The organism is Bacillus sp. 2CMS4F (assembly GCF_023161785.1).
GTDB lineage: Bacteria > Bacillota > Bacilli > Bacillales > Bacillaceae > Bacillus > Bacillus halotolerans.
Genome location: NZ_JALNTO010000003.1, coordinates 1 through 12,016, shown reverse-complemented (window position 1 = coordinate 12,016; position 12,016 = coordinate 1). Strand labels below are relative to the sequence as shown.

Annotated in this window: 11 protein-coding genes; 10 read left to right on the top strand and 1 reads right to left on the bottom strand. The window is 46.4% G+C overall.

Annotated elements, in window-relative coordinates; all coding sequences use genetic code 11:
- The 6 genes from MTN95_RS06885 (at position 1) to MTN95_RS06860 (ending at position 4,460) form a co-directional block, all read left to right on the top strand.
- Entirely contained in the window at positions 1 to 792 is a 792-nt protein-coding gene (locus tag MTN95_RS06885; RefSeq protein WP_312842972.1) for a putative hydro-lyase, read from the top strand.
- 44 nt (positions 793 to 836) lie between these two features.
- Positions 837 to 1,559 (top strand): 5-oxoprolinase subunit PxpB, encoded by a 723-nt coding sequence (gene pxpB, locus MTN95_RS06880; protein ID WP_248337480.1) that lies wholly within the window; start codon positions 837 to 839, stop codon positions 1,557 to 1,559.
- A 2-nt stretch (positions 1,560 to 1,561) separates the two neighbouring features.
- Positions 1,562 to 2,569, top strand: coding sequence for a 5-oxoprolinase subunit C family protein (locus MTN95_RS06875; protein WP_105955233.1), 1,008 nt, complete (start codon positions 1,562 to 1,564; stop codon positions 2,567 to 2,569).
- A gap of 16 nt (positions 2,570 to 2,585) precedes the next feature.
- Positions 2,586 to 3,338, top strand: coding sequence for an IclR family transcriptional regulator (locus tag MTN95_RS06870; RefSeq protein WP_248337691.1), 753 nt, complete (start codon positions 2,586 to 2,588; stop codon positions 3,336 to 3,338).
- A 63-nt stretch (positions 3,339 to 3,401) separates the two neighbouring features.
- Positions 3,402 to 4,043 carry a spore germination lipase LipC gene (gene lipC, locus MTN95_RS06865; RefSeq protein ID WP_248337478.1) on the top strand — a complete coding sequence of 214 codons (642 nt, stop codon included), beginning with the start codon at positions 3,402 to 3,404 and terminating at the stop codon, positions 4,041 to 4,043.
- A 171-nt stretch (positions 4,044 to 4,214) separates the two neighbouring features.
- Complete coding sequence (locus MTN95_RS06860) at positions 4,215 to 4,460, top strand: YczI family protein (protein ID WP_010333057.1); 246 nt, start codon at positions 4,215 to 4,217, stop codon at positions 4,458 to 4,460.
- Between the two features lie 2 nt (positions 4,461 to 4,462).
- Here the strand turns inward: MTN95_RS06860 and MTN95_RS06855 are convergent, their stop codons facing one another.
- Entirely contained in the window at positions 4,463 to 4,753 is a 291-nt protein-coding gene (locus MTN95_RS06855) for an antibiotic biosynthesis monooxygenase family protein (RefSeq protein WP_024120249.1), read from the bottom strand.
- 150 nt (positions 4,754 to 4,903) lie between these two features.
- Between MTN95_RS06855 and MTN95_RS06850 the strand changes: the two genes are divergently transcribed.
- The 4 genes from MTN95_RS06850 (at position 4,904) to MTN95_RS06835 (ending at position 11,907) form a co-directional block, all read left to right on the top strand.
- A complete protein-coding gene (locus tag MTN95_RS06850; RefSeq protein ID WP_227598991.1) occupies positions 4,904 to 6,910 on the top strand; it encodes a penicillin-binding transpeptidase domain-containing protein in 2,007 nt (668 codons plus the stop codon).
- 97 nt (positions 6,911 to 7,007) lie between these two features.
- On the top strand, positions 7,008 to 7,910 hold the full coding sequence (locus tag MTN95_RS06845; protein ID WP_095714100.1) for an aldo/keto reductase: 903 nt from the start codon (positions 7,008 to 7,010) through the stop codon (positions 7,908 to 7,910).
- A gap of 190 nt (positions 7,911 to 8,100) precedes the next feature.
- Entirely contained in the window at positions 8,101 to 10,185 is a 2,085-nt protein-coding gene (locus tag MTN95_RS06840; protein WP_105955187.1) for a BglG family transcription antiterminator, read from the top strand.
- A gap of 210 nt (positions 10,186 to 10,395) precedes the next feature.
- Positions 10,396 to 11,907, top strand: a complete 1,512-nt coding sequence (locus MTN95_RS06835; RefSeq protein WP_105991486.1) for a class I adenylate-forming enzyme family protein — start codon at positions 10,396 to 10,398, stop codon at positions 11,905 to 11,907.
- The last annotated feature ends 109 nt before the right edge of the window (positions 11,908 to 12,016 follow it).

The following is a 12,016-nucleotide window of genomic DNA, read 5'->3' as shown; positions in this document are numbered from 1 at the left end:
GTGGATCATTTGAACAAGATGGCGCCAAGAGATGTACGCGCGCTTATACGAGAGGGGAAAATAAACGGGCCGACCGCCGGAATGTCCGGCGGCTATGCTCAAGCGAACCTTGTGATTTTGAAAAAAGATCTGGCATTTGACTTTCTGCTGTTTTGCCAGCGGAATCCAAAACCCTGTCCGGTGCTGGATGTGACGGAATCCGGTTCGCCTGTGCCGTCGCTTGCAGCGCCAGATGCGGATATCAGAACGGATTTTCCAAAATACCGTGTATACAGGCACGGTGTTTTGACAGATGAGGTATCTGATATTACGCCATATTGGGAGGACGATTTTGTCGGCTTTCTGATCGGATGCAGTTTCTCTTTTGAACAAGCGCTGATCAATAATGGAATACCCGTCAGACATATCGACGAGGGGACGAACGTTCCAATGTACAAAACGAATATAGATTGTGTTCCGGCGGGGCCGTTTCATGGACAGTTGGTTGTCAGTATGAGACCGGTTCCTGAACGGCTCGCTGTACGCGCCGCACAGGTGACCTCGCGTTTTCCGGCTGTGCACGGAGGACCGATTCATATCGGCAATCCAAAAGCGATCGGCATACAGGATTTGAGCAATCCAGATTTCGGAGATGCCGTTTCTGTTCGTGAAGGCGAGGTTCCTCTATTTTGGGCATGCGGGGTAACTCCGCAAGCTGTGACTATGAATGTAAAACCTGAAATGGTCATCACACATGCGCCGGGGCATATGCTCATCACAGATATTCGAGACGAGTCGCTTGCGGTGCTGTAACCTCTCGTCCTCTTGATGAACGAGAAATAAACGAGGTGAGAAAGATGACTGAACGATTACAAATCGAACAGCTCGGTGATTCTGCAATGATGATCCGATTTGGAGAAGAAATAAGCGAGCAAGTAAACGGTCTTGTCCATGCCGCTGCCGCTTATATAGAAGAACAGCCGTTTCCGGGATTCATTGAATGTATCCCGGCTTTTACGAGTCTTACCGTATTTTATGATATGTATGAAGTGTATAAGCATTTGCCTCAAGGCATCAGCTCGCCTTTTGAGAAGGTGAAACGCGATGTTCATGAGCGGCTCGGAGAATTAACGGCTGATTATGAAAGCAGCCGCCGCGTCGTTGAAATTCCCGTCTGCTATGGCGGTGATTTCGGGCCTGATTTAGAAGAGGTGGCGAAGATCAATCATCTCACACCCGAAGAAGTCATTGAGATTCATACAGGCGGCGAATATGTGGTGTATATGCTGGGCTTTGCACCGGGGTTTCCTTTCCTAGGCGGGATGTCCAAACGCATTGCAGCTCCAAGGAAATCATCGCCAAGACCATCGATTCCCGCCGGTTCAGTCGGAATTGCGGGACTGCAAACAGGCGTTTATCCGATTTCGACACCGGGCGGCTGGCAGCTGATCGGCAAAACGCCGCTGGCTCTATTCCGGCCGCAGGAAAACCCGCCAACGTTATTAAGAGCAGGAGATATGGTTACATTTGTCCGCATCTCAGAGGATGACTATCACGCCTATAAGGAGGAGTCCAATTGAGCATGAAAGTGTTAAAGCCCGGACTGCTCACAACGGTTCAGGATATAGGCAGAACGGGGTATCAAAAATACGGCGTGCTGGCTAGCGGCGCCATGGACACGGTGTCGCTTCGAATTGCCAATCTGCTGATCGGAAACAGCGAAAAAGAAGCCGGCCTTGAAATTACGCTGATGGGTCCCGGCCCGTCGCTTTATGTGTCAGAACCAATGCTGATTGCCGTAACAGGAGCGGACTTTACCCTGCGTGTGAATGATGAGGAAGCGCCTCTTTGGAAACCTGTACTCGTTAAGGGAAACAGCACGGTCACCTTCGGCCCCTGCAAACTCGGCAGCCGCGCTTATTTGGCGACAGCCGGCGGCTTCAATGTACCTGCTGTGATGGAAAGCAAAAGCACGTATGTCAGAGCGGGCATCGGCGGATTTCGCGGAAGAGCGCTTCAGAAGGAAGATGAACTGCCGATCGGAGAGATGTCATCTCTTTCGAAAACCATCGTCTCCCGCTTGAGCCAACACCTTGGCCAGCGAGGGTTTGCGGCGCCGAACTGGTCAGTCAGCCGATACAGATTTCTGCCGTTAAAAAAGAATCCGGTGATCCGAGTGCTGGAAGGAAAACAATTCTCTTTTTTCACAGAAGAATCGCAAACGCGGTTTTACGAAGAAACGTTTCGTGTCACTCCGCAGTCCGATCGTATGGGCTACAGGCTCAAAGGGGAACCGCTTGAATTGAAGGCGCCGCTTGAGATGGTGTCAGAGGCGGTGACATTTGGAACAGTTCAGGTGCCGCCTGACGGCAATCCGATTATCCTGCTTGCAGACCGGCAGACGACGGGAGGTTATCCGAGGATCGCTCACATCATTTCAGCTGATCTTCCGATTGCCTCGCAAATCATGCCGGGTGAGCACGTCCAATTTGAGCCTGTATCCCTTCAGGAAGCGGAAGCGCTTTTCATTGAACGGGAAGCGCATCTCAAAGAACTGAAAACAAGAATGAAAATGGAATGGCTGACATAACAAAGGGGATGGAATGATGCAGAATAAAAACAAAACCGTAGTGAAATCTATGGCGCTGCTCAATTTGTTTTTGCATGAACCAAGCCTGACTTTAAGCGAACTCGTTTCCCTGTCAGGAATGCCGAAAACCTCTGTTCACCGAATGGTCAGCTCACTGGAAGAAATGGGGTTCCTCAATCGAGACCCATCCGGCGTTTATACGCTTGGACTGGTGTTTTTGGAATTCGGACAGCTTGTCGCGGACAGACTCGATATCAGAAAAATAGCCAAGCCTGTGATGGAAGAGCTTTGCCGTGAAGTAGATGAAGCCGTTCATTTGATCATGAGGGACGGAAATGAAGCGATCTACGTGGAGAAGATTGAAGGGACACAGACCGTTCGCCTGTACACTGCAATCGGCCGGCGTTCTCCTCTGTATGCCGGGGCATGTGCCCGGAGCATTTTGTCCTTTCTGCCCCGTGAAGAAATTGAAGCGTACATCAAACAGACAGAGCTCATTCCGATCGGTTCAGGGACCATTACAGATCCGTCAAAGCTTCTTGAGGCGATTGAGACCTCGGTGCAAAACGGCTATACCGTCAGCTATTCAGAACTCGAAAACTATACGGCCGCTATTGGCGCGCCGATTTTTAACCATCATCACCAGGTGGCGGCCGGCATCAGTATTGCAGGGTTTGAAGCGAGATTTACAGAAGACAGGCTGCCGTATTTAACGGAAAGGGTAAAACAAGCCGCTTTGCAGATTTCCAGAAAAATAGGGTATCCATAAGTAGCCGATCTTTTCTCTGCTGCGTACATTAACGTATCGACGTTCATGAGTGGAGGAAAGATCATGGTGCTTCAGTATACAGCGCTCGGAGATTCTTTAACGACGGGGAGAGGCTCTGGGCTGTTTTCTGCAGGATTTGTCCAGCGCTTCAGAGACATGATGGCAGCCGATCTGAAATCAAAAACAGCCGTATCGGTTTTCGCCAAATCCGGTCTTGATACAGAGGAAATCCTCGGGCTCCTGTCATATCCCTATGTGCAAAAACAAATTCAAGCCGCTGATATGATTACGATCACAGGGTGCGGAAATGATCTCATTGAATCTGTATTATCCTATCAATCTTCTCAGGATGAAACGATTTTCAGCCGTGCGTCCGCGCATTGTCATGAGAATTTTGAAAAGATGATTGCCCAAATCGCCAATATCAAAGGGTCAGATCCATCACCTTACGCCATCCGTGTTTTTAATTTATACAACCCGTTTCCCGACATTGGCATTGCTGATCAATGGATTACTTCATTTAATTCGCATTTGAAAACGCTGGCAACAGCACCTCATGTTAAAATCGCTGACGTTTACAGTGTCTTTAAAGGGAAAGAGCAGGAATACCTGTCTTTCGACGGTGTCCATCCGAATAGCAATGGCTATCAGGCAATGGCCGAAGTGCTCCGAGGAATAGGTTATCGAGAATTATCAGTTTCATAGAAAACGCGCCTGATCACTGGCGCGTTTTTTATATGAATTCAAATATTAAAAGAAACTTAAATTTCCCCGTCTCATGTTCTATATACAAAAAAAGTGCGCTAGAATAATGGAGGGCAAAGGCAAATATAGGCATAACGCTCAATATTTCGTATATAAGGAAGGATGGTCCTTTTGTTTCGCATTTTTAAAATGTCTTTTGCGGTTATCATTATCATACTGGCGCTTATCGCTTTTAACTATACGGAACACACCTCTGTTATCCAATCTGTCATGCTCGTTTTCCTGGGCGCTGTCATGTTTATTCAGGGGCTTGAAGAACGCAAAAAAGAAAACGACAGCTCAGGAGCATTTAACATCTATACTGCCGTTTTCGTTTGGTCTGTTTCTCTCATCGGTTTTACGCTTTATATGATATAAATCTATGATACATCCAGAAAATGCTCAACCGTCGGGAACGGCGTATAGAACCGATGCAGCAAGGCTTTCCACTCTTTGTACTCGGAAGACCCGCGAAAGCCTTCAGTGTGGTCCTCAAGCGTTTCCCACTCTACGAGCAGCAGGTACTTATGTGTTTCTTCCATACATTTTGATAAAGAATGTGTGATATAGCCCTTCATTCCGGCAATGATCGGCGCCGCCAGCCGGAACGCGTCCTCAAATTCTTGTTCAAGCCCCTCTTTAATATGAAGCATAGCTGCTTCTCTGACCATGTGATCCCTTCTTTCCTCTTTTCAAATAGTTTACAGGAAACGAAAGGAGATTTCTGCAAAAACGATGAACCTTTTCCTTCATTTTCAAAAAAATCTTGCACGTACTAATTCATTTAAGAGAAAATAACAAGTGGAAGGCAGGGGAAAGTCATGTGTAAAAAGTGTATTCTACTATTATTTCTATGTATCGGGCTGATCGGATTAATCGGATGCTCCAAAACAGATTCACCAGAGGACCGGATGGAAGCATTCGTAAAACAGTGGAACGATCAGCAATTCGATGACATGTATCAAAGCCTGACCAAAGATGTAAAAAAAGAAATCTCCAAAAAGGATTTCGTCAGCAGATATAAAACCATCTATGAGCAGGCAGGCGTAAAAAATCTGAAAGTCACTGCGGGAAAAGTGGACGAGGATGATAAAGACAATAAAACGATGAAGCACATCCCATACAAAGTCAGCATGGACACAAATGCGGGCAAAGTCAGCTTTAAAAATACCGCTGTGCTGAAAAAAGAAAAAACAGATGACGAGGAGTCATGGAATATAGATTGGGACCCATCGTTTATTTTCAAGCAGCTGGCTGATGACAAAACCGTTCAAATCGCCAGCATTGAACCGAAACGCGGCCAAATCTACGATAAAAACGGGAAAGGCTTAGCCGTCAACACAGATGTTCCGGAAATCGGAATTATTCCCGGAGAACTTGGCGATAAAAAAGAGAAAGTCATAAAAGAGCTCGCGAAAAAACTGGATGTAACTGAAGATGACATCAACCAGAAGCTGAAACAAAGCTGGGTCAAAGATGATTCATTCGTGCCGGTCAAAAAAGTAAAACCGGACGAAGAAAAGTTAGTGTCTGAAGTGACGGCATTAAAAGGCGTCACAAGAACAAATGTCAGCTCGCGCTATTATCCGTATGGCGAAAAAACAGCCCATCTGACAGGCTACGTTCGCGCGATTACGGCGGAAGAACTGAAGAAAAAGAAAGACGGAACATACAGCGATACGTCAAACATCGGAATCGCAGGTCTTGAAAATGTGTATGAAGACAAGCTCAGAGGCAAAACAGGATGGAAAATCTACGTTCCGCAAACCGGCGAAGTCATCGCTGAAACGAAAGCGAAAGACGGTGAGGATCTACATCTCACAATTGATATCAAAACGCAAACAAATCTTTATGACGAGCTGAAGGATGACAGCGGGGCGGCAGTCGCACTGCAGCCGCAGACAGGTGAAACACTGGCTCTTGTCAGCGCGCCTTCTTACGATCCAAACGGATTTATCTTCGGATGGAGCGATAAAGAATGGAAAAAACTAAACGAAGACAAAAACAATCCGTTTTCTGCGAAATTCAACAAAACATATGCACCAGGATCCACGATTAAACCGATCGCTGCTGCTATCGGCCTGAAAAACGGCACGCTTAAAGCCGCAGAGAAGAAAACAATCAAAGGGAAACAGTGGCAGAAAGATTCAAGCTGGGGCGGCTACTCTGTTACACGTGTGTCTGACAGCCTAGAGCAAGTGGATTTGGAACATGCCCTGATCACGTCAGACAATATTTACTTTGCGCAAAACGCGCTTGATATGGGAGCGGACACCTTTACAAAAGGCATGAAAACATTTGGGTTTGCAGAGGATATTCCATTTGAATTCCCAGTCCAGCAATCGTCAATCGCAAACGACAAGCTTGACTCAGACATTTTGCTTGCGGATACAGGGTACGGACAGGGACAAATGCAAATGTCTCCGCTTCACCTAGCGGCAGCTTACACGCCATTTGTCGATAATGGAGACCTCGTGAAACCGACGCTTATCAAGAAAGACTCACAAACCGCTGATGTCTGGCACAAACAAGTGCTCACGAAAGAAGGAGCCGCCGATATTACAAAAGGATTGAAAGGCGTAGTCGAAGATGAGCGCGGGTCAGCGTATCAGCCTGTCGTAAAAGGAATCACTGTGGCTGGAAAAACGGGAACAGCCGAGCTGAAAAAATCAAAAGATGATAAAGACGGCACCGAAAATGGCTGGTTCGTCGGCTATGACTATAAAAACAAAGACCTGCTTGTCGCGATGATGATTCAAAATGTTCAAGATCACGGCGGCAGTCACTACGTAGTCGAAAAAGCAAAAAAGCAATTTCAATCGAAATAAAACCTTTTTAACGGGAGTGAAAGGAAAAAGGGCGTCTGAGGCCGAATGATCTAGTAAGGGGCAAAAACCCGGTTTATAAAGAAAAGAGGGATTTTGCATGCAGCGTATTCATTTGGCGGAGGATCTTCAATTTTCAAGAGTGATACACGGGCTTTGGCGTCTGAATGAATGGAACTATTCAGACGCTGAGCTGCTCAGTCTCATTGAGTGGTGTGTCGATCAAGGCATCACCACCTTTGATCATGCGGATATTTACGGGGGCTACACGTGCGAAAAAGGGTTTGGAAATGCTCTTGCTCTTTCACCCGGATTAAGGGAAAACATAGAACTGGTCACAAAATGCGGCATCGTTCTTGAATCACCTGAGCGCCCTGCTCACAGATCGCACCATTATAATACAAGCAAAACACACATTCTCGCGTCTGTTGAACAGTCGCTTTTGAATCTCAGAACGGATTATATCGATGTGCTGCTGATTCACAGACCGGACCCGCTCATGGACCCGGAAGGAGTGGCTGAGGCGTTTCATGCGCTGAAAAGCTCCGGGAAGGTCAGATATTTCGGTGTGTCGAACTTTAAAGGCCATCAATATCGGATGCTGGAATCGTATCTGCCTGAAAAGCTTGTCACCAATCAGATTGAGCTATCCGCATATGAATTAGAAAATATTCAGGACGGCACATTGAACCTGTGTCAGGAAAAACGGATTTCCCCGATGGCCTGGTCGCCGCTTGCAGGCGGTAAAGTATTCGCCGGAAACACGGAAAAAGACCGGCGCATTCGCACGGCGCTTGAAACTGTTCAGGCTGAAATCGGTGCTGCCTCATTGGACGAGGTGATGTACGCATGGCTGTTCACGCATCCGGCCGGCATCATGCCGATTGTCGGAAGCGGAAAACGCGAGCGTATTTCCGCCGCGGTAAACGCCTTGGCGTATAAGCTTGATCAGGATCAGTGGTTCCGTATTTATACAGCCGTACAAGGCCACGATATACCATAAAGAAAAAGCATCAGCATAACGGCTGATGCTTTTTCAATATTGTCACACCGATTAGTGCCAAATTCCCATTTATAAGTGATTGAATCCTGTTTGAAAGCGTTTTATATTAATAAAGAAAACCTCTTTTTTTCCTCTTCCTATATCTCCATGCGACTTCATCCGCACATCACGAATGTCTGGAGGCCTTTTTATGTATATGACTGCAAGAGAACAAAAGCTTTTAAAGCATTTATTATTACTGAACCGATATGTAACCGTAACGGAGCTGGCTGAGCTGATGGAAGTGAGCACCAGAACCATTCACAGGGAGCTGAAATCAATCAAGCCGCTGATGGAGACTGTGGGGCTCAAGCTCGATAAACAGCCCGGCAAAGGCTTGAAGGCGGTAGGAAGTCCCGAAGATAAACAAAAGCTGCTCACCGAGCTGTCACATGAACAGCATGAATACAGCGCCGACGAACGAAAACTGCTGATTCTCTGTTCGCTATTAGAGTCCCAAGAACCGGTGAAACTGTACACGCTCGCTCATGATCTGCAGGTCACCAATGCTACGGTCAGCTACGATTTAGATGAGCTGGAGAAATGGATTTCTCCGTTCGGGTTAACACTGATCCGAAAAAGAGGCTTTGGCATCCAGCTCATGGGGCCGGAGAACGCGAAACGAAAAATTGTCGGCAATCTGATTGTGAACCGCCTCGATATCCAAATGTTTTTGGAAGCGGTTGAATTAAACATTAAAGGAAAAGCCGATTCCTCCGAGAAGATGTTCGGGGTTGTCAGCAAAGGCGAGCTGTTAAAAATGGAGCGGATTTTATTCCAGCTGAAAGAAAAAATCGCATTTTCTCTATCTGACAGCTCCTATATAGCGCTTGTCGTTCATCTGACGTTTGCGATCGAACGCATTAAACTGGGTGAGACGATCAGCATGGAAGAGAGCGAGCTTGATGAACTCAAGAGTGCTAAAGAATACAGCTCAGCTCTGGAAATCGCGGGCGAGCTTGAACGTGCTTTCGGCGTGACGATCCCGGAAGCGGAGGTCGGCTATATTACGATCCACCTGCGAAGCGCCAACCGCAAATACAAAACAGAATACAGAGCGCAGGAAATAGAGCTTGAAACAGCCCTGCAAACAAAACGGCTGATCGCTTTTATTTCAGAAAAAATCAGAATGGATCTGACGAAAAACTACTCTTTATATGAAGGCTTGATTGCCCATTTGGAGCCGGCCATCAGCCGCATGAAAGAAAACATCGACATCTATAATCCAATGAAGGAACAGATCAAGCGCGATTATTTTCTGCTGTATATGGCGATAGAAGAGGGCGTGGAAAAATTTTTCCCGGACATGTCCTTTTCTGATGATGAAATCGCCTTTATCGTTCTTCACTTCGGTTCAGCGCTTGAAATCAAAAAAGAAGAAGCAAAAGTGAAAGCGCTTGTTGTCTGCTCAAGCGGAATCGGTTCTTCGAAAATGCTTGCTTCGAGATTGAAGAAAGAGCTGCCTGAAATTGAATCGTTTGATATGTCATCACTGATCGAGCTGAAGGACCGCGACACTCATGCCTATGATATGATTGTCTCCACTGTGCCGATCCCTTATCAAAACATCGACTATATTATGGTCAGCCCGCTTTTAAATGAGGAAGACGCAAACCAGGTAAAGCAGTATATCAAGCGGAAAATCCCGCTCATTCTTGAGAAAAAAAGAAGCCCGAAGGAAGAAACGCGGCAAGCCGACATCCCTGACATGCTGGCAGCGGCGGAAAGCGTGGGACGATATATGGCGGTGATTCAAGACGTCTTGCGCCATTTTTCACTCACTGAAATGAAAACAAAGCCGGATCACGGCATGCTGCTGTTTGAGCTTTTTCAACAGCTGAAAAAGGATGGCCTCATCCGAGATCCGAAAAAAGCGGCGGATTGCCTTGCAGAACGCGAAAAACAAGGGGGATTGGGCATACCGGGTACAAACATGGCGCTTTATCATCTCAAAAATGATCATATCGTCCTGCCTTTTTTCAAAATGTATGACCTCAGCACATCTTTTGAAGTCAATGGCATGGACGGAAATACCCTCGATATGACAAGAATTCTCGTCATGATGGCGCCGGCCACATTATCAGCTGAAGGATCAGAGATTTTGAGTGCGATCAGCTCTGCCATTATTGAAAGCGGAGAAAGCATGGCGGGCTTTCAGGAGGAAGGGGAACGAGAACTGTATCAGCGTTTAAACCGCATCTTTTTCACATGGATGAAAGAAAAAAACATCCCGTAATCACCCAATTCACACGCCAAAAAAAGGCGTGTGTTTTTGTATGGATGCAGCACAAAATAAAAAAATGCGGGACTATTTTATCATTCTGTAATGGAATAATTCCAAAATGAAATAGTTTTACAAGTTATCTTTTTTGGGTTAAAATGGGTGAGGTAAGGAAGACAATCTAACAAATTATTGAAGATTCAAGAGAATATAGGAGATGACAATATGGAAACATTACAGCATCTGATTCTGCATGACATGCCGGATAGCGAAGAAATAGAAGCTGTAAAAAGCGGAGCCCACACACTGACATATGCAGCATATCACAAACGGATCAATCAGCTGGCGAATGCTCTGCTTCAAAAAGGAATTCAAAAAGGCGACCATGTGGCTTTGCTTTGCAAAAATGGCCACCCCGCATCAACCATTATGTTTGCCGCACTTGAAATCGGGGCCGTTGTAGTGCCCGTCAGCTGGCAGCTGAAACCATACGAGATGACAGGCATTTTAAAAGCAAGTAAACCGAAAGCATTGTTTTACGGAACGGAATTTAAAGAGATAATGGATGAAGTGCTGCCTGAGCTGTCTTCTGTCCGTTTGATCATGGAAACAGGAACAGCGTATGAGACGTCTCCAGTGTTTGAAGCGCTTTTTGCAGGACCTGATCATTTGCCGGAAGCAGAAACGGTTTCTCCGGATGATACAGCGCTTCTGATGTTTACGTCAGGGACAACAGGAAACCCGAAAAGATGCATGATCACCCATGGCGGTATATACAATTACGTATCAAAGTCAAATAGCTCAAGCGCACGAATGAAAAATCTGCGTTTTCTTGCGTGCCATCCGATTTATCATACAAGCGCGCTTATTTGTATCATGCTTGGAACGTTTGCGGGGACCACGTTTATTTTTACAAAGGATCAAGATCCCGTTCGTATGCTGAAGGTCATTGAAGAAGAAAAAATTCAAACGATTATGGCCCTTCCTGTGTTTTACACATATTTGCTTGAGGCGTGGGAAGAACATCAAACCGATCTGTCCTCGCTCATCATTTTGATGACAGGCGGAACAAAAGTGCCTAGCAGCCTGATTCAGCGGTATCTTGATATCGGCATCCAGCTCGCTCACGGTTACGGAAGCACAGAGGCTTGGGGAATCAGCACATGGGTTCCTGAAATGGGAATGGATAAAGCGGCCTCTGCCGGTAAACCCGTTGCTGATGTTCAAGTCAAGGTAGAAGATCCTGAGACGAGAGAAGAGCTGCCGCAAGGTGAAATCGGAGAAATCGTTGTGCACAGCCCATTCTTATTTAAAGGCTATGAGGAAAACCCTGAAGCGACAGCAAAAGTGCTGCAAAACGGCTGGTTCAGAACCGGAGATTCAGGCTACGTGGATGAGGACGGCTTTATCTTCATCACCGGACGCTACAAGGATGTCATTATTTACGGAGGCGACAATGTCTATCCTGATCAGGTGGAAGAAGTCATCCAGCAGATCCCGGGCATCCTTGAAACAGCAGTGGTCGGGATACCAGACCCGCTGTACGGAGAAAAACCAAAAGCCTTTATCGTCACTAACGGAACTCAGGAAATAACAGAAGCGGATGTCATTGCATTCTGTAAAGAACGCTTGTCCGCTTACAAAATTCCTGAAATCGAATTCGTAAAGGAACTTCCGAAAAATAATCTCGGCAAAGTGAAAAAAGACGTCTTGCGCAAGCAAGCCGTACATTCATAAAAGAAAAGCCCGTCATTTAGGGACTGACCCCCGTTTTTGAGACAGGGATCAAAACACCTTTTATACAGCCAATTGCCGATAGCTTATCGGTGATTGGCTGTTTAGTTTC